This window comes from Amycolatopsis sp. cg13 (assembly GCF_041346965.1).
In the GTDB taxonomy this organism is placed as follows: Bacteria; Actinomycetota; Actinomycetes; order Mycobacteriales; family Pseudonocardiaceae; genus Amycolatopsis.
In genome coordinates, this window is the sequence record NZ_CP166848.1 from 718,510 (window position 1) to 740,840 (window position 22,331).

Sequence of the window (22,331 nt, forward strand, 5' to 3'; positions counted from 1 at the left end):
CTTTCAGCGGATGATTTCGTAGTGAAGATGAGTGACGCCGGGTGCCGGGACGGCCTCGACCAGCCTGAGCTGGACGTGCTCCGGGAGCTCCCCGAAGAAGCTCCGCCCGCCGCCCAGCAGGACCGGTACCTGGTGGAGGACGACTTCGTCGACCAATCCGGCTTTGATCGCCTCGGTGACCAGAACCCCGCCCATGAGCGCGACGTCCTTGTCACCCGCCACCGCCCGCGCGCCGGCGACAGCCTCTTCGACGCTGGTCGCCTGAGTCTGCGCCGCACTCAGCTCCGGCACCGGCTGGTGGCTGACCACGAACAACGGAGCGGTCGGATGCGGACCACTACCGCCGAAGTGGCTTGAATGGTCGTAGGTCGTGTGCCCGACCACCGACGCCCCGACCCGCGCGGCGAGCGTGTCGAAAACCCGCGCACTGGGTTCGGACAGGGTGAACCCGTCGAGGACTTTGCTGGGCGTGTCGCCGGTGAAGTACCAGTCGAACAGCTCTCCCGCGTCGCCGAGCCCGCTCCCGACCTCGTCGGCCCCCTCCGGGAGGAGGCCGCTGATGTAGCCATCGACCGAGACGGAGAGGGCGCTGAACACTTTGGTCATGACGATCCTTAATAGTCGATTACAGTGCCTGGGGAAAGTCGAAAACCCGATGCGGGTCGTACCTTTTCTTGAGCGCCGCGAGCCTGGGGTAGTTGCCCGCGTGATACGCCCCGGCCGGATCCTCGAGCGCGAGATCGGGAAAGTTCGCATACACCCGGCCGGACCCCTCAGCGTGCGCCGCGCGCCACGCCTCGTCCACCCACGGATCGCCTGGATCGCCCGCCTGCTCCAGCAAAAACCGCGCACCCCGATGAGCGAACGCGGTCTCCGCCTCCGCGACTCGGTTGTACGCCCCGCCCATCGCCGTGAACGCCAGCCGCCGATTGCCGGTGAGCCCCTTGACGAGTTCGCCCGTCGTGCATTCCGACATCGCGCCCGCGAAGAACTCCGACCGGCTCCGGCTCGTCGCGCCCGGGTCGATCCCGCTGAATGTCGGCTTCACCATGCTGTAGGGAACATCCAGTCGGATGTCTATTGCATACAGAACACCGGCCCGCGCGGTGAACTCCCTGAGCAACTCCCGGGTCGCCCCTGACGGCAGAGTGGAGACTCCGAAAAGCCTGGCGTGTCCGGCTTGGACATCGAGGTTCACCGTCATCCCGTCAGGCACGTCGGGCGCCCAGTCCTGCCACGCCTTGACGACGACTTCTTGGTCTTCCCAGCGCCCCTCGATCCGGCAGGCCGACGGCTCCGGCACAGTCGCGAACCGCAACTCCGTGACGATGCCGAACTGCCCGCCGCCCGCACCGCGCAACGCCCAGAACAGGTCAGATTCCCGCTGCTCGTCAACCTCCACGACACTCCGGTCCGCGAGCACCACCTGCGCGCCCACCAGCCGATCGCAAGTCAGCCCGTACTGGCGGCCGAGGAGCCCGATCCCGCCGCCGAGCGTCAGCCCAGCGATGCCGACGGTGTCGCCGCACCCGGCCGGAATCGTCCGGCCGCACTCGTGCAACGCCGCGTACACCGCCCCCAGCCGCGCACCGGCACCGATCGTCGCCACTCCGTCGTCGTCGACCGCGATCCAGTCCATCCCGGACAGATCCACCACGATCCCGCCGTCCGGGCACCGGTCCACGAAACAATGCCCACCACCACGCGGCACGATGGGTTTGCCGGTCTCGGCCGCGTAGGCCATGACCTGCACGACATCCGAGACCGAATGACAACGAACGACCAGGCTGGACCTCGGACTGGCCTCGTAACCCGGCGAACCGGGGGAGATGACGTCGAGCGCGGTCAGGTCGATCACGGGGACGACGCTACGGAGTCCGGGGCCGCCGTTCTTGAACAAAACGCGCACGGGAGGCGGTCAGGTCTGGACGACTCCGAGGGGCGCGGGATGGGGAATGTGCGTGCAAGTGCACCGGGGTGGGCTAGCGCTGAAGCCTTGAAACCGCATCGTCCGCCGGAGCCCCTTGGGATTCCTTCTCGCCCGTCGGAGCCCCCTCGGGATTCCTTCTCGCCGGTCGCAGACACCGCCCCGCGCGTGAGGGATGGCGGGTTGGTCGTGCCTGCACACTCCGGGTGGGCCGGGGCATGAGCTCCGGGAGTCGCATCGGCCGCCGGAGTCCCTTCGGGACTGACTCCCGCCGCGTGGAGACGCCGCTTTGGTGAACACTTCCGGGTGGCTGCGAGTGTCGAATTGATCGTGCCTGCGAGTGTAGGGAGGGTCAGTGCGTGAACTCCGGGAGTCGCATCGGCCGCCGGAGTCCCTTCGGGACTCATTCCCGCAGCGCGGAGACACCGCCCGCGCCGGAGAACGCCTCTAGGCGTCAGGCGATAGTGGGTTGATCGTGCATGTGCGGCTCCGGGGGGTCCAGTGCGTGAACTCCGGGAGTCGCATCGCCCGCTGGAGCCCCCCCAGCGCTCATCCCCACCGCGCGGAAACACCCGCATGCACCGGAGAACGTCGCCGGGTAGCCAAAAACGGCGCGTACGAAGCGGAATGATCATGCCCGCAAGCACACCGGTCAAGCTCGCCCCCGAGCAGCTGCCTCGGCGTCACCCCGGTCAGCCGAAGACATTCGCGGCTGAGATGAGCCTGGTCGGCATAACCGGCGTCGACCGCGAGGCTCGCCATCCCGTCCGCACCCCGCCGTCCGGACGCGATCGCACCAGCCTGGGCCAGCGCGAGAAAACCTTGGAACCGCAACGTCCGCTGGAGCACCTTCGGGCTCATCCCGACCGCCTGCAGACACCGTCGGCGCAGCTGGCTCGCCGAGAGCGCGAGGTGCGCGGCAACCGCGTCGACGCCGACCGGATCCCACGGCATCAGCACCTGCACCGCTTCCCCGACCAGCGGGTCCAGCCCGCCGGTCCGGCGGAATTCCCGCACGAGATGCGCCTGCAGCGCGGCCAGTCCGAGTTCGGGCGTCGCGGCGAGGGCGACCGCCTCCACGAGCCGGTCCGCGGTCCGGCCCCACAAGTCGGCCAGTCCGAGGTGCTGGTCGGCCAGCTCGTCGAGCCCGGCGGGCAGGGGCGGCGCGGCCCCGGGCCGGAACCGCACCCCGACGACAGTCGTGTGCGCCGGAATGACCTCGATCCGCGGCCCGGTCAACGGCCCGAGCAACTGCGGACGCCCACCGACCGGGAAATGGATCTCGACACCGCCGGTCGGCAGATGCCGCTGCACGTACGGCGCGTCGCCGGTGCGCTGGATCCACACCGTGCGCACGACTCCCGCCAGCCCGGGCACCGGCGGACGCTCCACATACGCGTTCATCCCCGTACCGAAGCGTTCCGCCGGACGCACGTCAAGCACCGGCCGGGATTGTCGGCCCCTTCTTTTGTCCGGAAATGCTTTTCCCAGTGAGAACGCAGTTCGGGAAAGTGTCGCCGAGGTGGTCGTTCGCCCGCAGGTACCGGGTCACAAGTCCCTGGACCGGAAGACCTTCTCCCGTAGTCGCCAGACGCCCGGCCCGGGATTCTCGCTGTCTAAAGCTGGGAAACAGCGTGCTACCGAAGGAGGCGCCCGGTCATGCCGACGTTGCTTATCATTCTGCTGGTCCTGGGCGCGGGTCTGTTCGTGGGAGGACTGCTGGACAGAGTGAGCCAGACCCACGCGCGGTACAGCAGCTACCGGCAGCGCACCGCCACCGGCCTGGTCACCTGGGTGCGCAGCGCGGTCGCGGCTGTCTTCGGCGTCGCCGGGCTGCTGGTTTTCCTTTATGTCGTGGTGACTTTCTCCTCCGCGCGGTAACCGCCCGCGCTGACGCTCGCAGCAAGCGACGGCGTCAGCCAGGGTTTCCCCGCCGACCGGCGAATCCGGCACCGGGACGCGACGGCCCCAGCACCGGGGCAGCCGCTGTCCCGCTGCTGCGCGGGGGCCGGGCCCGGGACGCGACCGCCGGGCACCGGCACGGCCCCGCGACCGTCCCGGCGTCGGCACTAGGCCCTGCGACAGCCCCGGAACCGGTGCCGGGCGCCTGCGTCAGCATGGGGGCCTCGCATCGGCATCAGTGCCAGGCGCCCGCATCGGCACAGTCACCGACATCGGCTTCACCGCGGGCATCTGTGCCGGGCATCTGCATCAGCATCGACACCGGCCCCGTCGCTGGCATCTGCTCCAGCACTTCCACCGACACCCGCCCTGGCACGGGCGTCGACACCTGCTCCGGAATGGACCCCGTCACGCAACTGCCCCGGAGCCCAAACCCCGGAACCCCGGAACCCCGCATCTCCGGAGCCCGACCCCCCGGACCCCCGGAACCAAGACCGCAGAGAATCCTGTCCACTGTGAACCACAGCCACCATTCAGCCGACCGGCACACCAGCGACTAAATACTGCATACAAAATTCTGCCGAACGAAGACCGTAGACCCGCCTCAGATGTACCCGCAGACGTCCATCGCCGCGACGACCTTCCGGAACCCGGCGATATTCGCCCCGCTCACGTAGTCCCCGGCGACCCCGTGTTCGTCGGCGGTTTCGAGGCACGTCCGGTGGATGTCGGTCATGATGTCGCGCAGCGTCCGGTCGGTGCGCTCGAACGTCCACCGCTCGCGCGCCGCGTTCTGCTGCATCTCCAGCGCCGACACCGCGACGCCACCCGCGTTCGCCGCCTTTCCAGGGCCGACCGCGACCCCAGCCTCGCGGAACACCTGCAGCGAACCAGGCGTGCACGGCATGTTCGCGCCCTCGGCGACCGCGCGGACGTTGTTCTTCACCAGCCGCAACGCCGACTGCTCGTCCAGTTCGTTCTGCGTCGCGCACGGAAGCGCCAGGTCGCACGGCACATCCCATGGCGTGCCATCCGTGACGTATTTCGCCGACGGCACATGATCGACATACTCCGAAAGCCGCCCGCGCCGCGCGACCTTCAAGTCGTGCAGCACTTCCAGGTCGATCCCGCGCGGATCGTGGATGTACCCGCCGGAATCCGAGCACACGATCGGCCGCGCCCCGAGTTCCTGGAGCTTCGCGATCGCGTGATAGGCGACGTTGCCCGAACCGGACACCACCGCGGTGCGGCCGGAGAACGAGTCGTCGCGCGCGCCGAGCATCGCTTCGAGGAAGTACACCGTCCCGTAGCCGGTGGCCTCCGGGCGCGCCGGAATGCCGCCCAGCAACGGGTTCTTGCCGGTGATGGTGCCCGCGTCGTAGCGGTTGGTGAGCCGCTTGTACTGGCCGAACAGGTAGCCGATCTCGCGCCCGCCGACGCCGATGTCGCCCGCCGGCACGTCGGTTTCCGGGCCGATGTGCCGGACCAGTTCGGTCATGAACGCCTGGCAGAACCGCATGATCTCGCCGTCGCTGCGGCCGGCTGGGTCGAAGTCGGACCCGCCCTTGCCCGCGCCGATGCCGAGCCCGGTGAGCGCGTTCTTGAAAATCTGTTCGAAGGCGAGGAACTTGACCGTCCCGAGCGTGACGTCGCCGCGGAAGCGCAGCCCGCCCTTGTACGGCCCGAGCGCCGAGCTGAACCCGACCCGGAAACCGCGGTTGACGTGCACCGTGCCCGCGTCGTCGGTCCAGACCACCCGGAACATCACTTGCCGCTCAGGCTCGCACAGCCGCTCCAGCATCGCCGCGTCGCGCAGGTCCGGATCCCGCTGAAGAGCGGGCCGGATCGCTTCGAGCACTTCGAACACGGCCTGGTGGAACTCCGGCTCGGCCGGATTCCTCCGGACGATGTCCTCGTACACTTCGCGCGATGTCTGGTCGAGAGCCATCCGCCGATGATGCCGTCCGAATGCCGGATTTCGCACCCCCAACGGGGTTTGCGAAGTTAGGGGTGACGAGGCTCACGCATCGAGCACTACATCGGTAGTGGGTACTGCCTGGCAGGCGAGGCACTGGTCAGCGGGCACATCGTCGGCGACGGCGACCAGGTGCGCGACCGTTCCGTCGAGCACCGGCACCGCGCAGCTTTCGCACTGTCCGAGCCGGCATCCGCTGGGCAGCGCGACGCCGGAAGCCTCGGCGAACCGCAGCAGATCGCCGTCGCCCGCCTGCCAGGTGACCTCGCGGCCGGACCGCGCGAACCGCACGGTGGCCGTGGCGCCGTCCGGGATCTGGACCGGGGCGGCCGCGGCGTGGAACTTCTCGGTGAAGATGTCGAAGCGCGGCACGCCCCGCGCCACCAGGTCCGCGGTGAGCTCGTCCAGCATGCTTTCGGGGCCGCACAAGTAGAACCGGGCTCGCCGCCGGATCAGGTCGGCGTCGACCCGGTCAGCGGTGATCCGGCCGGTGAAAGCGCAGTGCTCCTCCGGACCAGGACGGCTGTAGTGGTCCACGATCTGGACGCTGGGCAGACGGCCCGCCAGCTCGGAGATGCGCTCGCGGAAGGCGTGCCGAGACCGGTCGCGGCTGCCGTGGTGCAGCACGATCTCCGGTGCCGACGCCGGGTCGAGGGTCTCCAGATAGCTCAGGAACGGCGTGATCCCGATCCCGGCGGCCAGCAGCACGATCGGTCGCGAATGGACAGTCGGCAGCGCGAACCCGCCGGACGGAGCCGTGACCAGCAACCGCGTCCCCGGCTCAACCCGGTCGTGCACCGCGGGCGAGAACTGCCCGCCCGACACCCGCCGCACCGCGATCGCATACCCGTCGTCCGGCGCTTGAGCCGACCCGGTGAGCGAATAACTGCGGGTCAGCCCAGGCGCGTCCGGCCAGGCGACGGTGATGTGCTGCCCGGCGCGGAACTCCGGCACCGACCGGCCGTCGACCGGCTTGAGGTGCACCGACCGGATGTCCTCGGTCTCGAACTCCGCGCGCTCGACCGCGAACTCCCGCTGCCCGGTCCACGGCTCCGCCTCGTCGGGCTGGACGTCGCAGAACGTCGAGCGCAACGGGACCGACCCGCTCACCGGGTCGTGGGCGTCGTCGCCGACCAGCAGGTTGTAGTTGGTCCCGCCGTCCTCGAGCGGGTCCGAACCGGGCAGGGCGAGGTCGGGCGCCGGCTGCCACCAGCCGTACTCCGCCACGACCACGTCGCGATGCAGCGCGGGGTCGATTCGCGCCCGCATCCGGACGTCCGCGGCGGCGGTCGTGATCCGGACCCACTGTCCGTCCTCGATGCCGCGCTCGGCCGCGAGTTCCGCGCTCAGGTCGACGGCCGGTTCGGGAGAACGCTTGCGCAGCGACGAAATCCCGCGATGCTGGCTGTGGCAGAAGTACCCGTTCTTCGCGCACGTCAGCACCAGCGGATGCCGAGGATCCGGCGCGGGCGGATCCGCGTTCGGAACCGCGTGCTGGCCATGCTCGGCGAGCCGCTCCGAGTACAGCTCGACCCTCCGGGTCGGCGTCGCAAACCCAGTCACCGCGCCATTTTCCGCGCACCGAGCGTACTTGCGGTACTCAGTCCGCAACGGCAGATCGACCCCGCCAGGCTGCTCGCGCAACTGAGCAGCAGTGAGGCCGAGCGGTGCGAGTTGATGATCCCAGCCGTCCTCGATGCGGCCGTCGAAAAACTCCGCCCCCAGTCCGAGCCGCTCGGCCAGTTCGAACACGACCTCAGTGTCCGAACGCGACTCGCCGATCGGATCAGTCATCCGCGGTCGCAGCTGCACGTGCTCCTGCGCCGCCCGCGTGATCTCGAAACCCGCCTTGACCGCCTCGTGTTCCCAAGGCGTCTGGACCGGCAGCAGAAGGTCGGCGAACCGCGCCGTCGGATTCTCGAACAAGTCGAGATGAATCGCGAACTCCAAGCGCCGCAACGCCTCCGCAGTCCGCCGGGGATCCGGTTGCGACAACAGAAGATTCCCGCCGAACGACACCAACGCGCGGACTGGATAAGGCTCCTCATCGAGAACCGCTCGGCAAAAGTCGCGCGCAGTCACCCAGCCCTGCGCAGGCGGTCCGAGCGGAAACTCCTGAATGCCAAGGGCTTTCGCGTGCTGCTCGGTTGCGAGCTGATCCGGCGAGGTGACCGGAGCGACCGGCAGTTTCGGCAGGACTACGTTGCCGCCGGGGGAGTCGTAGCTGCCGGTGAGCGCGTAGAGAGTGGCGATCGCGCGCTCCGTCTGCGTCGCGTTCGCGTGCTGGCCGACGCCCGACCACGCCGCGTACGTCACGGACTTCGCCTCGGCAAGATCAGCCGCGAACGCTTCGATCGCCGCGCCCTCGACGGTCGTCACCGCCTCAGTCCGGTCGAGCGGCCACGCGGCACAAGCCTGCGCGTAATGCTCGAACGCGGGAACACACTCGACGGAACCGGCCAACGTACGCACGCGGCGTTTTCCGTGCAGCGCAAACCTTTCCGGCCCGTTTGCTGGATAATGCGTGTCGTACGGCTCAGCTTGACCCGCTGCTTCGTCCCACACCGCGAACCCGGCCGCCGCAGGCTCAATCTCGGCCGCCCGGAGAAATCGTCCCGTGTCGACGCGGACCAGCAACGGAGCGTTCGTCCACGACCGCACGAACGCTTCGTCGTGCCCCCGGCGCTCGAGCAATGCCCGGGCGACCCCGAGCGCGAGCGCACCGTCGGCGCCCGGCCGGACCCGGAGCCAATGCTCGGCCTGCACAGCGCTGGCGGTTCGCCGCGGATCGACAACGGCAAGCCTCGGCGTCCGCGCCCCGGCCAGCGCGGCAGACTGCGCAAGCCACGCCTTGGCCGGATTGTGCCCCCATAGCACCGCGAACTCCGTGCCCGCGTAATCCGGCGCGGGCAATCCCGAACCGAAGGTGAACGCGTGCGCGAAGTCCTTGTGCCAGTTGCAAATCTCGGTCGAGTACAGCGTGTTGGGGCTGCCGAAGAGCCGGATGAACCGCTCGACCCAGTCGATCGCGTCGGACATCGGCGTGCCGCTGGGCGAGGTGACCGAAAACGCGACCGCCTCCGCCCCGCTGGCCGCGCGGATGTCGCCGAGCCGCGCGGCGATCTCGGAAAGCGCTTCGTCCCAGCTGATCTCGCGCCACTTCGGATCCGGATCGGACTTCGGCGTCGTGCGCCGCAACGGCCTGCGCAGCCGTTCGGGGGAGTGCACCAGCTCAGGCGCGGCCCGCCCCTTCGGACACAGCGCGGCCCCGGTCGGATGCGCGGAATCCGGCCGGACGCCGCGCAGCGAGCCGTTCTCGATCGTGTAGACCGCGCCGCAGCGCGACCGGCACAACGTGCAGTAACCCCGGACCTCAGGCATTAGTTACTCCTTAGTAACCGGCTACCGGTTACTCCGGTACGATGCTGGACGGAAGCGGGCGAAGTCAAGCCCGCGAGAGCGGAGGGGCGCCCCGTTGACGCAGCTGCAGCGCACTAACCTGCGCGAACAAGTGCTCGAAGTCGTGCGGCAGGCGATGGTGTCCGGCGAACTGCGCCCCGGCGACATCTATTCGGCCGCTGCCCTCGCGACGCGCCTGGGCGTGTCGAGCAGCCCGGTTCGCGAGGCACTGCTGACGCTGGTCAACCAGGGCCTCCTGGAGCCGGTCCGCAACCGCGGCTACCGAGTCATCGCGATGACCGAACGCGACCTCGACGAAATCTACGAAATGCGGCTGCTGCTCGAGGTCCCGGCGACGCTGTCCGCCGCCGCAGCCGCAGGCCCCGACGACCTCGCCCGGCTGGACGGCCTGGCCGCCGAGATCGAGGCCGCAGCTGAGGATGGTGACGTCGCGCGCTTCCTGGAGGCGGACCGCCGGTTCCATCTGGACTTGCTGTCCCTGGCGGGGAACGGACGGCTGACGGACGCCATCGCGAACCTGCGCGACCAGACACGGCTGTACGGCTTGGAAAAACTCGCCGAGCACGGTCGGTTGACGGATTCGGCCCGGGAGCACCGGGAGATGCTGGCGACGGTGGCGGCGCGGGATTGGGGCCGGTTGGAGGGGCAGGTGCGGGCGCATCTGAAGCATATTCGGGCGGATTGGGCTTCTGGCTGAGCCAGGTTTGCCGGGCATCGCTGGGTTTCTAAGGCAGCCGGATGCGGGTGTCGTTGCGGTTGCGAGGAGTGTTGGCTCGAGGCGGCTCGCTTGGCACCGGGGCCCGGGCTGGACGATGCGAAGCCGGGATTGCCGGGGGAGGTTTAGCGTCTGCGAGCGAAGCGGTGGAGGCAGAGTCGGGGTTGCCAGGTGTGGCGTTGTGTCTGCAAGTGGAGCGGGTGGGGCCGTGGAGCGGACGAGACCGGGTGTGGCGGATTCGGGGCTGTCAGATGTGGCCTCGTGTCTGCAAGCGACGCAGGTGCGGTCGTGGGCTGGACGCGGGCGAGTGTTGCGGAGCGGCCAGCTCTGGACGCGAACCGGCACCGCGGGCGTGGGATGCGGCGGGTGAACCGTCATCTGATCAGGAGCGACATCGCTGCCCCTCTCCGGCCGCGGATCACCAGCGTGTGTTCGGCGTCGGTTCGCTGCGGGTGCGGGAGTTCTGGTGAGGTGCCGCAACATCGTCGCCACTGCCTGAGGCAGCTCGCCGTGATTCGAGGTCGGGCTGCGGGCGGACCAGTGGGCGGTCAGGTCAGATGCCGCAACACCGCAGCCACCGCCGGGCGCGGGTCGCTGGCATGCGTGGCGGTGATGTTCCATGTCGGGCCGCCGCGGGTGAAGCGGCGGCCGGTCAGGTCGGGGAATTGCGCTGCGACCGACACCGGCAGCACGCAACCGCCCAGATCGTGTCGGACGAGTTCCGCCGCCGAGGGCGCGTCGGTGACCTCGTGCACGACGGTCCGGCGCACGCGCGCCGACTGGAACGTCCGGTCGGTGGCCTCCCGGATCGCCCAGCCCGGCGCGAAATCCACCACTGCGGTACTGGCGGCTTCGGCGGCCGAGACCGGACGGTCCGCGGAGCCGTCACCGGCGGCGGTGACTAGCACCATCTCTTCCCGTCGGACCGGACGGCTCATCAGTCCGTCGCCCGGGGCGCAACCGGCGACTGCGACCACTATGTCCACAGTGGATGTCACGACCGCCTCCCGCAGTTGGTGCGGTGGCGCGGTCCGCACCAGCACGCGCACCCCGGGATGATCGCGGCGCAACGCACTGAGCGCCCGGTGCGGTTCCGGCCACGCCCCGGGCATGACGCCGATCCGCACCTCCCCGGTGACCTGCCAGCGCGCCCGGTCGACGGTCGCCCGAGCCTGGCTCGCCGCCTCCAGGGCGGTACGCGCGGCCGGGAGAAACGCTTTGCCCGCAGGCGTAAGCGCGACCCGATGGGTGGTGCGCTCGAACAGGTCGGTGCCGAGATCCCGTTCGAGCGCACGGACCACAGTGGACACAGTGGACTGCACCGTATGCAACCTCCGCGCGGCAGCTGTGAATCCGCCTTCCTCGGCTACTGCCACGACGGTTTCCAGCTGCCGCAGGTCCATCGGTCCTCCTGGCTCCGAACAACTCCGGTTGTAGTACTACGCCTGTGCTGGCTCAGGGAGGCGTCAGCTGGTTTCGGCGAGAACCTCGCGAACCAGCCGCGCTGTCTCGCTCGGCGTGCGCCCCACCCGGATTCCGGCCGCTTCGAGCGCCGACTTCTTCGCCGCGGCGGTCCCGGACGATCCCGACACGATCGCTCCCGCGTGTCCCATGGTTTTGCCCTCCGGCGCGGTGAACCCGGCGACGTACCCGACGACCGGCTTCCGCACGTTCTCCCGCACGTAAGCCGCGGCGCGTTCCTCCGCGTCGCCGCCGATTTCGCCGATCAGCACGATCACGTCGGTGTCCGGGTCCTTCTCGAACGCCTCGACCGCGTCGATGTGCGTGGTGCCGATGACCGGGTCGCCGCCGATGCCGATGCAGCTGGAAAACCCGATGTCGCGGAGTTCGTGCATGAGCTGGTAGGTGAGCGTCCCGGATTTCGACACCAGCCCGATCCGCCCGGGACCGGTGATGTCGGCGGGAATGATCCCGGCGTTCGACAGTCCGGGGGAGATGAGGCCGGGGCAGTTCGGCCCGATGATCCGGGTGCGGCTGTCGCGCGCGTGCGCCCAGAACGCGGCGGAATCGTGCACCGGCACGCCCTCGGTGATCACCACTGCGAGACCGATGCCGGCGTCGATCGCTTCGAGCACCGCGTCCTTCACGAACGGCGGCGGCACGAACAAAACCACTACGTCCGCACCGGTCTCCTCCATCGCCTCGGCGACGCCGCCGAATACCGGCAGTTCGTGTCCGTCAAGGAAAACGGTCTGCCCAGCCTTGCGCGGATTCACCCCGCCCACGACGTTCGTGCCCGCGGCCAGCATCCGGCGGGTGTGTTTGGCTCCCTCGGAGCCGGTGATGCCGGAAACGATGACCCGGCTGGTGCCGTCCAGGAAAATCGCCATCGGTCAGCCCTCCGTCACGGTCGCGAGCTTGGCCGCTTCGCGCGCGGCGTCGTCCATCGTCGCGACCACTGTGACCAGGGGGTGCGCTGCCTCGGCGAGGATCCGCCTGCCCTCCGCGACGTTGTTCCCGTCGAGCCGGACGACCAACGGTTTCGTCGCGCGATCGCCCAGCAACGCCAGCGCTTTCACGATGCCGTCCGCCACCGCGTCGCACGCCGTGATCCCGCCGAAGACGTTCACGAACACACTGCGCACCGCCGGATCCCCGAGAATCACCCCCAGCCCGGCCGACATCACTTCCGCCGACGCCCCGCCGCCGATGTCGAGGAAATTCGCCGGTCCGGCCGCTCCCGCGTCCCGCGCCGCGGCAGCCACTACATCCAGAGTGGACATCACGAGCCCGGCGCCGTTGCCGATGACGCCGATGTCGCCGTCAAGCTTCACGTAGTTGAGCCCCTGCTCGGCAGCCTGCTGTTCCAGCGGATCACCGATTTCCGCGCCCATGAACGCTTGGTGCCCGGGATGCCGGAATGCGGCGTTGTCGTCGAGCGTGACCTTCCCGTCGAGCGCGACGATCTCCCCGCCGCGCGTACGGGCAAGCGGATTCACCTCGACGAGCGTCGCGTCCTCCGAGGTGAACACGTCCCACAACCGCACCAGGACGCTCGCCGCTTCGACCGGAAGCTGTGCGGCCGCGCATATCCGGCGCGCCTTCACTAAGTCGACGCCGACGCGGATGTCGATCGGTACCTTGACCAGCGCTTCCGGCCGAGTCTCGGCGACTTCCTCGATATCCATTCCGCCGGCCGCGGATGCCATCGCGAGGAAGGTGCGGTCGGCGCGGTCGAGGAGGTAGGAAACGTAGTACTCGTCGGCGATATCGCTCGCTTCGGTCACGAGAACGCGACGCACGCGGTGGCCTTTGATGTCCATGCCGAGGATCTCGCTGGCGATCCGCTCGGCCTCGTCCGGTCCGGCCGCGAGTTTCACCCCGCCTGCCTTGCCTCGGCCGCCGGTCTTGACTTGGGCTTTCACGACAACCGGACCGCCGATGTCGACGGCCGCCGCCCGTGCTTCCTCAGGCGTGGCGGCCACGCGGCCGCGGGGAACCGGCACGCCGTGCGCGGCGAAGAGGTCGCGCGCTTGGTGTTCCAAGAGATCCATCGGGATTCCTTCCTTGCGGAGGCGGGGGAGCCGGGGTTCGTGGGTGGGCGAATGGTGGGTTTGCCCGCCGCTCTCGCGGAGGCGGGGGAGCGGAGGTTTGTCAGGCGGGTGAGTGGCGGGTTTGCCTCCGCTTCTGTGTCGGCCAGTTCGGTGGAGGCGCCTCGCCGAGGCGGATGGCAGACGGCGGAGTCGAGGTTCTGGCGGTGGAGTTGAGGTTCTGGCGGGCGGTCGAGTTGAGGTTTCGGGTTGAAGTTGCGGCCCGAGCGGGCGTGGCGGCAGCTCCCGGCAAGGCAGCTTGACCCGGCAAATCAGCCAGCGAATCTCTCGCCGGGTCCTTTGGCGAACCGACCCGCAAGCCAGCCGGAGAAAGACCCGCAAGCCAGTTGGACAAAGACCCGCAAGCCAGTCGGACAAACCTGCGGATGCCCCTGGACAGCGGGCGGCTCGAAGAGTAAGTCTAATGCCTACCTCATACGGTATGCAATCTACAGTCTTCCGGCGACGAGCCGCTGACCTGCGGCGACAGACCCGGCGGGCTGCGGAGAGGGCACGAGCAGACCGGGACGAGCGCGCGGATCAGAGAGGTCCGGCGCGGGACAGGAGGAGTTGCGCATGTCGCCAACCACGACCGGCCGGCAAGCAGGCCAGCACACCGGCGAGAACCCACGCGGGCGGACCGGCCAGGAGTCCGGCGAGAACCCAGGCAGGCGGACCGGCCAGGAGCCCGGCGAGGATCCGATCGGGCGGACTGGTCCGGAGTTCAGCGAGAGCAACGGTGAGAACCCGGACGGGCCCGCCAGTCAGAAGCCCGGCGGGAACAGCGGTGTGAACGCCAGCGGGCGGACCGGCGAGGAGCTCAGCGAGAGCAACGGCAAGTCCGCCAGCGAGAAGGCGGACAGGCAAGTCGCAGCCAACACCAGCGAGAAGGCAGCGAGGCAAACTGACGCCAGCGCGCGGACCAGCGAGAGCGGCGGAGCGAAAGCCAGCGGGACTACGGCGCAGCCCAAGGCCGCCACTGCCAACGGCGAACGCGGGGCAGGAGAAACGATCTCCGGCGGCCACCTGGTCGCGAAAGCCCTGAAAGCCGAAGGCGTCGACACCATCTTCACCCTCTGCGGCGGCCACATCATCGACATCTACGACGGCTGCGTCGACGAGGGCATCAGCGTCATCGACGTCCGGCACGAGCAGGTCGCGGCGCACGCCGCGGACGGGTACGCGCGGATCACCGGCCGTCCTGGCTGTGCGGTGGTCACGGCGGGGCCAGGGACGACCGACGCGGTCACGGGGGTCGCGAACGCGTTGCGCGCGGAGAGCCCGATGCTGCTGATCGGCGGCCAAGGCGCGTTGAGCCAGCACAAAATGGGCTCGCTGCAGGACCTCCCGCACGTGGACATGATGAGCCCGATCACCAAGTTCGCCGCGACCGTCCCGCATACCTCGCGGGCCGCTGACCTGGTGTCGATGGCGTTCCGGGAAGCCTTCGCGGGCGCACCTGGACCGTCCTTTTTGGAGATTCCGCGGGACGTTCTCGACGCCCGCGTGCCGTTGGCGAACGCGCGGATCCCGGAGTCCGGCCGGTATCGCGCTTCCACTCGGAACGCGGGCGATCCGGAGGACGTCGAGAAACTCGCGGATCTGCTGGTGCACGCCAAGAAACCGGCGATTCTGCTCGGCAGCCAGGTTTGGACGACTCGCGCCACCGAGCCCGCGACGGAACTGGTGCGCGCCTTGAACATCCCGGCGTACATGAACGGTGCTGGTCGAGGCACGCTCCCGCCGGGCGATCCGCATCACTTCCAGCTTTCCCGCCGTTACGCGTTCGACAACGCCGACGTGATCGTCATCGTCGGCACGCCGTTCGACTTCCGGATGGGTTACGGCAAAAGGCTTTCCCCGGACGCGAAAGTGGTGCAGATCGATCTCGACTACCGGACGGTCGGCAAGAATCGCGACATCGATCTCGGCATTGTCGGAGACGCCGGGCAGATCCTCGCCGCGGTCGCGGATGCCGCGTCGGGCCGGGTGGACAACGGGGCGGTCGGACGCAAACCGTGGCTGGAGGAACTGCGTGCGGTCGAGGAGAAAGCCAAGCAGAAGCGGTTGCCGCAGCAGCATTCCGACGCGAATCCGATCCACCCGTACCGGCTCGTGCACGAGATCAACGAATTCCTGACCGAGGATTCGATCTACATCGGCGACGGCGGCGACATCGTCACGTTCTCCGGACAGGTCGTGCAGCCGAAGGCACCCGGGCACTGGATGGATCCCGGTCCGCTAGGGACACTCGGGGTGGGTATTCCGTTCGTGATGGCCGCGAAACACGCGCGTCCGGATCAGGAAGTCGTCGCGCTCTTCGGCGACGGGGCGTTTTCCCTCACCGGCTGGGATTTCGAGACGCTCGTGCGGTTCGACCTCCCGTTCGTCGGGATCGTCGGCAACAACTCGTCGATGAACCAGATCCGCTACGGCCAGGCGCAGAAGTACGGCATGGCTCGCGAACGCATCGGAAACACCCTCGGCGACGTCCCTTACGACCAGTTCGCCCGGATGCTCGGCGGCTACGGCGAGGAGGTCCGCGACCCGGCGGACATCGCCCCGGCGCTGCGCCGCGCGCGGGAATCCGGCAAGCCGTCGCTGATCAACGTCTGGGTCGACCCGGACGCCTACGCCCCCGGAACCATGAACCAGACGATGTACAAGTAGTCGGGAGGAGCCGAAGATGGGAAAGGCACTGGAGGGCGTCCGCGTCCTCGACATGACCCACGTCCAATCAGGACCGTCGTCGACCCAGATCCTCGCCTGGCTCGGCGCGGACGTCGTGAAGCTCGAAACCCCCGGCCGCGGCGACATCACCCGGGGCCAGCTGCGCGATCTGCCCGGAGTGGACAGTCTGTACTTCATCATGCTGAACGCGAACAAGCGCAGCATCACGCTCAACATGAAAAGCGAGCAGGGCAAGGAAGTCTTCGCCAAGCTGGTGTCCTCAGTGGACGTTCTGGTGGAGAACTTCGGGCCGGGTGTGGTGGACCGTTTCGGGTTCTCCTGGGAGAAGCTGCACGAGATCAACGAGCGGCTGATTTACGCGTCCATCAAAGGGTTCGGACCCGGCAGGTACGCGAATTTCAAAGCCTACGAGGTGATCGCGCAGGCGATGGGCGGCTCGATGAGCACGACCGGCTTCGAGCAGGGCCCGCCGACCGCCACCGGGGCGCAGATCGGCGATTCGGGGACGGGCATCCACCTCGTCGCGGCCATTCTCGCGGCGTTGTACCAGCGCACGAGCACCGGGCGCGGGCAGCGCGTGCAGGTGGCGATGCAGGACGCGGTGCTCAACCTGTGCCGGGTCAAGCTGCGCGACCAGCAGCGGCTCGCGCACGGGCCGCTGGGGGAGTACCCCAACGAACGGTTCGGCGACGAGGTGCCGCGTTCGGGCAACGCGTCCGGCGGCGGGCAGCCGGGCTGGGCGGTGCGCTGCGCGCCGGGCGGGCCCAACGACTACATCTACGTCATCGTCCAGCCGGTCGGCTGGGCTCCGCTGACCGAGCTCATCGGGCGGCCGGAGCTCGCCGAGGATCCGGACTGGGCGACTCCGGAGGCTCGGCTGTCCAAACTGGACAAGGTGTTCGCGATGGTCGAGGAATGGACCGAGCAGCGCACCAAATGGGAAGTGATGGAGCTGCTCAACGCCCGCAGCATCCCTTGTGGACCGATTCTGTCCACTAAGGAACTGATCGAGGACGAGACGCTGGCCGAGCTGGGATCGGTGGTCGAGGTGCCGCATCCGGAGCGCGGCGCGTTCAAGACCGTCGGCTGCCCGTTGAAGCTGTCGGACTCGCCGGTGGACGTCGAACGTTCTCCGTTGCTGGGCGAACACAACAACGAAGTGCTCGGCGAACTCGGCTACAGCGCGGCGGATGTCGAGCAGTTGCGCACGGCGGGCGTGATCTGAGGATGACCACGGAAACTGGCCGCGCGGCGGTCGAGGAAATCCTGGCCCGGGTAGCCGAGGAAGGCCGTTCCTCGCTCACAGCACCGGAAGGTCGCGCTGTCTGCGAGGCGTACGGCATTCCGACGCCACAGGAACGGCTCGCCACGTCTGCCGAGGAAGCGGTGGCGCAGGCGGCGGAACTCGGTCTGCCGGTAGTGCTGAAGATCGTGTCGCGGGACATCTTGCACAAAACCGAGGCTGGCGGCGTACTCGTCGGGCTCCGCACCAAGCAGGAAGTCGCGGACGGTTACGCCACGGTTCTGGCTAACGCCAAGGCATACGACGCATCGGCGCGCATCACCGGCGTCCAGGTGCAACAGATGCTGACCAGCGGGCAGGAGGTGATCATCGGCGCGGTCACCGACCCCAGCTTCGGCAAGATTGTCGCGTTCGGACTCGGCGGCGTTCTGGTCGAGGTGCTGAAGGACGTCACGTTCCGGCTGGCTCCCACGAGCACCGATGAAGCTCTGTCCATGGTGGACGGGATCGCGGCCGCTGAAGTCCTCAATGGAGTTCGCGGTGGCGAGGCGGTGGACAAGGCGGCGCTGGCCGATGTCGTGCACCGGCTGTCGCACCTGGTCACCGACTTTCCGCAATTGGCCGAGGTCGACCTGAACCCGGTGCTCGCTACCGGAGCCGGGGCGACCGCGGTGGACGTGCGGATTCTCGTCGATCCGGCAGCGGCCGCGGAACCGGTGCGGTTCGGCCAGGACGAGATCCTGACCGCGATGAACCGGATCATGAAACCGGCCGCGGTCGCGGTGATCGGCGCGTCCGCCGAGGACGGCAAGATCGGCAATTCGGTGATGAAGAACCTCGTCAACGGCGGCTACGCGGGCGAGATCTATCCGATCAATCCGAAGGCCGCGGAAATCCTCGACCGCAAGGCGTATCCGAGCATCGCGGACGTGCCCGGCGACGTCGATGTCGCGGTCTTCGCGATCCCGGCCAAGTTCGTGCCGGCGGCGCTCGAAGAGGCCGGCGCGAAGGGCGTCGCCGGGGCGATCCTGATCCCGTCGGGCTTCGGCGAGACGGGAAACATCGAGCTGCAGAACGAAGTTCTGGCCATCGCGCGCAAACACGGCGTGCGGATCCTCGGCCCGAACATCTACGGCTACTACTACACGCCGGAAAACCTGTCGGCGACCTTCTGCACCCCGTATGACGTCAAAGGCGGCGTCGCGCTGTCGTCGCAGAGCGGCGGGATCGGGATGGCGATCCTGGGCTTCAGCCGGTCGGCCGGGATGGGCGTGTCGGCGATTGTCGGCGTCGGAAACAAAGCGGATATCGACGAAGACGATCTTCTCACGTTTTTCGAGCACGACGACAACACCGAACTCGTCGCCATGCATCTGGAAGACCTCAAGGACGGTCGCGCGTTCGCTGAGACCGCGAAGCGGGTGTCCGCGAAGAAGCCCGTCGTGGTACTGAAAGCCGGGCGCACGTCGGAAGGGGCGAAAGCGGCCGGGTCGCATACCGGTGCGCTGGCGGGCAATGACCGGGTCTACGACGACATCCTGCGCCAGAGCGGCGTCATTCGCGCGCCCGGGCTCAACGACCTGCTCGAATACGCGCGTGGCGTGCCGAAACTGCCCACGCCGAAGGGCGAGAACGTCGTGATCATCACCGGCGCCGGCGGTTCCGGGGTGCTGCTGTCGGACGCCTGTGTGGACAACGGGCTCACGCTGATGCAGATCCCGGACGACCTCGACGCCGCTTTCCGCGAATACATCCCGCCGTTCGGCGCGGCGGGCAACCCGGTGGACATCACCGGCGGCGAACCGCCCTCGACCTATCGGAACACCATCGCGCTCGGCCTGTCCGACGATCGTATTCACTCGTTGGTTCTCGGTTACTGGCACACGATCGTCACGCCGCCGGTGGTGTTCGCGGAGCTGGTCGTGGACGTCGTCGAGGAGTTCCGGCGCAAGGGGATCCACAAGCCGGTGGTGGCTTCGCTGTCCGGAGACGTCGAGGTCGAGCGGGCCAGCGAGCACCTGTACGCGCACGGCGTCGTCGCTTATCCCTACACGACCGAAAAGCCGGTCGCGGTGCTCGGCGCGAAGTACCGCTGGGCGCGTTCGGCGGGTCTGCTGTCTTGATCAAGTCCGGAGGGAGGCGTACGTTGCCCGACACCTAACCGCTGGTCAGCGGAGTGCGGCGAGGAAGCGACGCCGGGACGCGGGGCGCGTCCCGGCTCGGGGGAAGAACGGAGACAGCCCGGCACGGGAACCGAAGTCAACGGTGACGAAAGAGAATTCTCATGACCGCAGCCCAACCGACATACCAGGAGATCGTCGACGAAAACGGGCGGACGTACCGGATCGGGGAGAGCCCCCGGGACCTGATGGGACGGTCCCGCAGCTGGATGGTCTGGCTGCCGTGGGTGGCCATGATGGCGGTGAGCGTGTTCGAATACGGCTGGGGAGCCGTCGAAGGGACGCTCGAAGAGAAATACGGCTGGTCCTTGTCGGACGCGTTCTGGCTGGCCAGCATCTGGGCCGTGTTCCAGGCCGGGGTCGCGTTCCCGGCCGGGCGGCTGCGGGAGAAGAACATCGTGTCGGCGAAGACGGCGATGCTGGCCGGGGCGGTCTGTTCCGGAATCGGCTACTTCTCCATCGCGCACAGCGGAAATCTGGTGGTGGCGTTCGTCGGGTATTCGGTGCTGGGCGGAATCGGCGCCGGACTGGTGTACGCGACGTGCATCAACATGGTGGGTAAATGGTATCCGGAGAAACGCGGCGCTCGGACCGGTTTCGTGAACGGCGGATTCGCGTACGGTTCGGTGCCGTTCATTTACCTGTTCAGCGCTTTCCTCGGGCATGAGAACGTGACGATCACGCTCGACGCGATCGGCCTGTACATGCTCGTGGTGGTCGGACTGTGCGGTTTCCTGTTCAAGGATCCGCCGAAGAACTGGTGGCCGGCCGAGGTCGACCCGATCGCCTGGCTGAAGGGCAGTGCGGCGGGCAAGGCGAAAAGCCTGGCCAAGAACCCGCCCGCGGTGCGCCAGTTCACGCCGATGGAAGCGATTCGCAGCGGGATGCTTCCGCTGATGTGGGTCACCCTCGTGGTGATCGGCGGGGTATCGCTGTTCGGGATCAATTTCCAGGTCGATTTCGCCAAGGAAAGCCAGTTCGGCGCTTTCGTGGCCGCTTCCTCGGCGGGTGTCCTGGCGATTGTGAACGGGGTCGGCCGGGGAATCGTCGGCTGGGCGTCCGACCGGATCGGCCGCAAGGCGACGTTGTTCTGGGTGCTGGTGATCGCGGCGTTCGCGCAATTCGGCGTGCTGTGGTCGGGCAAGACGCACAGCTTGTTCTGGTTCATGGTGTTCGCGGTGCTGACCGGGTTCGGCAGCGGCGCGTTCTATCCGCTGTTCGCCGCGCTGGTACCGGATTACTTCGGCGAGAACCACAACGCGACCAACTACGGCATCGTCTACAGCGCGAAACTGGTCGGCGGCGTCGGAGGCGGCGGCTTGGCGGCCGGGGTGATCGCGGCGTGGGGCTACACCGGTGCGTATGTGCTGGCCGGGTCCATCGCGTTGCTGTCCGCCGTGATGACGCTGTTCCTGCGCCAGCCCGGGCGTTCCGGGCGCGGCTCGACGGAAAAGGCGGGCACGCGGATCGCCCGCACCGCTCCGGCGGCCGGCAACTGAATTCCCCCGCGGGTCCGGGAGCGACGGGACGGCTGGCATCCGCCCCGTCGCTCCCGGACCGCTGTGCTCACTCCGCCGCGTCCGGCCGTTCGTGGAACGCCTGGCGCGTGCGTTCGGTGTGCTGCGCCATGATTTTCTCCGCCTTGTCGACGTTGTGCGCCGCGATCGCCTCGATCAGCGCGGCGTGCTCCTGCCACGCGTCGCGCCCGCGCGGCCGGGCGATCGGCGTGTAGTACCAGCGAACCCGGCGGTCGACCAGGCCGATCAGCTCGGACAGGACGGCGTTGCCAGTCAGTTCGGTGATGTACGAATGCAGGTCCGCGTTCGCCGCGACAAGGCGCTCGCTGTCGTCCGCGGCCAGGGCTTTCATGCCGACGTCCTGCAATTGCCACAGGCGCTTGATGTCCTCGTCGGTCGCGCAGGCCGCGGCCAGCCGGGCGGAATGGGTCTCCAGGACGGCCCGGACGCCGAGCAGCTGGTCGGCTTCCTCGTCGGTGGGCAGGTGCACGAACGCGCCCTGCGCCGGCCGGAGGTCGACCCAGCCTTCGCTCTGCAGCCGTTGCAGCGCCTCGCGGACCGGCTGGCGGCTGACGCCCAGGTATTCGGCCAGATCGGCCTCGACCAGGTGCTGTCCGGGTTCGAGCGTGCGGTTGATGATCAGCTCGGCGAGCGCGTCGTAGACGACCTGCCGCAACGGCGCGGGCCGCTCCACCCGGTTGCCGCTCTTGCCGGCGAGCGACCCCTTCGCTGTCCGGCGGCCGGTGGGCCCGCGTTCGGGCAGGGGGGAAACGGACTCGGTCACGGTGCACCTCGGGTGGTGGGATCTGCGGCGGGATTCGAGGAACTCAGTTTTCAGGATACAGGTTTTGGTATGCAAAATCCCGGGATTCTGGATCGGGTGTGCGATGTTCCGCCGGATGGGGATCGACGGCGTGGCGACGCGGGTGCGGGACGCGGGGCTCGGCGAGGCGGGTTCTGGTGCGGAACGGGCCTGGCGGGGAAGTGCTGCGGCGCGTGACGGACGGCGGGGCGGAGGCTGGCGCTGTGGGGAAGTGCTGCGGCGCGTGACCGACGGCGGGCGGAGGCTGGCGCTGGCCGGTGCCGTTCGCGCCTGGGGCCAAACCGGGTTGGGCAGCACGGCACTTGTCCGGCGGCGGGGTCGATCCCGTGCTGCGCGGCCTCGCTAACGTCGGCGGTGAGGAGGACTGCAGCAGCCCACGGCCAAGTT

16 protein-coding genes are annotated in these 22,331 nt (G+C 68.5%); 6 read left to right on the top strand and 10 right to left on the bottom strand.

Annotated features, from left to right (window positions below; translation table 11 throughout):
• Window positions 1-3 precede the first annotated feature (3 nt).
• From AB5I40_RS03020 to AB5I40_RS03030, 3 genes are all read right to left on the bottom strand, one after another.
• A complete protein-coding gene (locus tag AB5I40_RS03020) occupies window positions 4-606 on the bottom strand; it encodes a dihydrofolate reductase family protein (RefSeq protein ID WP_370936878.1) in 603 nt (200 codons plus the stop codon).
• Window positions 607-625: 19 nt separating this feature from the next.
• The gene (locus AB5I40_RS03025; RefSeq protein ID WP_370936879.1) at window positions 626-1,858 is read right to left on the bottom strand and encodes an FAD-binding oxidoreductase; all 1,233 of its coding nucleotides are present in this window, start codon (window positions 1,856-1,858) and stop codon (window positions 626-628) included.
• A 618-nt stretch (window positions 1,859-2,476) separates the two neighbouring features.
• On the bottom strand, window positions 2,477-3,370 hold the full coding sequence (locus AB5I40_RS03030; RefSeq protein ID WP_370936880.1) for a DUF6597 domain-containing transcriptional factor: 894 nt from the start codon (window positions 3,368-3,370) through the stop codon (window positions 2,477-2,479).
• Window positions 3,371-3,586: 216 nt separating this feature from the next.
• On the opposite strand from AB5I40_RS03030, the gene AB5I40_RS03035 reads away from it, so the two are divergent.
• Window positions 3,587-3,808 carry a hypothetical protein gene (locus AB5I40_RS03035; protein ID WP_370936881.1) on the top strand — a complete coding sequence of 74 codons (222 nt, stop codon included), beginning with the start codon at window positions 3,587-3,589 and terminating at the stop codon, window positions 3,806-3,808.
• A 256-nt stretch (window positions 3,809-4,064) separates the two neighbouring features.
• On the opposite strand, the gene AB5I40_RS03040 is transcribed toward AB5I40_RS03035, so the two are convergent.
• The 3 genes from AB5I40_RS03040 to AB5I40_RS03050 form a co-directional block, all read right to left on the bottom strand.
• On the bottom strand, window positions 4,065-4,187 hold the full coding sequence (locus AB5I40_RS03040; protein ID WP_370936882.1) for a hypothetical protein: 123 nt from the start codon (window positions 4,185-4,187) through the stop codon (window positions 4,065-4,067).
• Window positions 4,188-4,433: 246 nt separating this feature from the next.
• Entirely contained in the window at window positions 4,434-5,777 is a 1,344-nt protein-coding gene (gdhA, locus tag AB5I40_RS03045) for an NADP-specific glutamate dehydrogenase (RefSeq protein WP_370936883.1), read from the bottom strand.
• Between the two features lie 72 nt (window positions 5,778-5,849).
• Window positions 5,850-9,185: a molybdopterin-dependent oxidoreductase gene (locus AB5I40_RS03050; protein ID WP_370936884.1), complete on the bottom strand. Its 3,336-nt coding sequence runs from the start codon at window positions 9,183-9,185 to the stop codon at window positions 5,850-5,852.
• Window positions 9,186-9,279: 94 nt separating this feature from the next.
• Between AB5I40_RS03050 and AB5I40_RS03055 the strand changes: the two genes are divergently transcribed.
• On the top strand, window positions 9,280-9,921 hold the full coding sequence (locus tag AB5I40_RS03055) for a GntR family transcriptional regulator (protein WP_370936885.1): 642 nt from the start codon (window positions 9,280-9,282) through the stop codon (window positions 9,919-9,921).
• A 566-nt stretch (window positions 9,922-10,487) separates the two neighbouring features.
• On the opposite strand, the gene AB5I40_RS03060 is transcribed toward AB5I40_RS03055, so the two are convergent.
• From AB5I40_RS03060 to sucC, 3 genes are all read right to left on the bottom strand, one after another.
• Window positions 10,488-11,342, bottom strand: coding sequence for a LysR family transcriptional regulator (locus AB5I40_RS03060; protein ID WP_370936886.1), 855 nt, complete (start codon window positions 11,340-11,342; stop codon window positions 10,488-10,490).
• 63 nt (window positions 11,343-11,405) lie between these two features.
• Window positions 11,406-12,290 carry a succinate--CoA ligase subunit alpha gene (gene sucD, locus AB5I40_RS03065; RefSeq protein ID WP_370936887.1) on the bottom strand — a complete coding sequence of 295 codons (885 nt, stop codon included), beginning with the start codon at window positions 12,288-12,290 and terminating at the stop codon, window positions 11,406-11,408.
• Window positions 12,291-12,293: 3 nt separating this feature from the next.
• Window positions 12,294-13,454: an ADP-forming succinate--CoA ligase subunit beta gene (sucC, locus tag AB5I40_RS03070; protein WP_370936888.1), complete on the bottom strand. Its 1,161-nt coding sequence runs from the start codon at window positions 13,452-13,454 to the stop codon at window positions 12,294-12,296.
• Window positions 13,455-14,066: 612 nt separating this feature from the next.
• On the opposite strand from sucC, the gene AB5I40_RS03075 reads away from it, so the two are divergent.
• The 4 genes from AB5I40_RS03075 to AB5I40_RS03090 all read left to right on the top strand — a co-directional run bounded on the left by AB5I40_RS03075 (window position 14,067) and on the right by AB5I40_RS03090 (window position 21,103).
• A complete protein-coding gene (locus tag AB5I40_RS03075; RefSeq protein WP_370936889.1) occupies window positions 14,067-16,160 on the top strand; it encodes a thiamine pyrophosphate-binding protein in 2,094 nt (697 codons plus the stop codon).
• 16 nt (window positions 16,161-16,176) lie between these two features.
• Entirely contained in the window at window positions 16,177-17,406 is a 1,230-nt protein-coding gene (gene frc / locus AB5I40_RS03080) for a formyl-CoA transferase (RefSeq protein ID WP_370936890.1), read from the top strand.
• 2 nt (window positions 17,407-17,408) lie between these two features.
• Window positions 17,409-19,547, top strand: coding sequence for an acetate--CoA ligase family protein (locus tag AB5I40_RS03085; RefSeq protein ID WP_370936891.1), 2,139 nt, complete (start codon window positions 17,409-17,411; stop codon window positions 19,545-19,547).
• A 161-nt stretch (window positions 19,548-19,708) separates the two neighbouring features.
• Window positions 19,709-21,103 carry an OFA family MFS transporter gene (locus tag AB5I40_RS03090; RefSeq protein WP_370936892.1) on the top strand — a complete coding sequence of 465 codons (1,395 nt, stop codon included), beginning with the start codon at window positions 19,709-19,711 and terminating at the stop codon, window positions 21,101-21,103.
• Between the two features lie 67 nt (window positions 21,104-21,170).
• Here the strand turns inward: AB5I40_RS03090 and AB5I40_RS03095 are convergent, their stop codons facing one another.
• Window positions 21,171-21,905, bottom strand: a complete 735-nt coding sequence (locus AB5I40_RS03095; protein WP_370936893.1) for a GntR family transcriptional regulator — start codon at window positions 21,903-21,905, stop codon at window positions 21,171-21,173.
• Window positions 21,906-22,331: the final 426 nt, after the last annotated feature.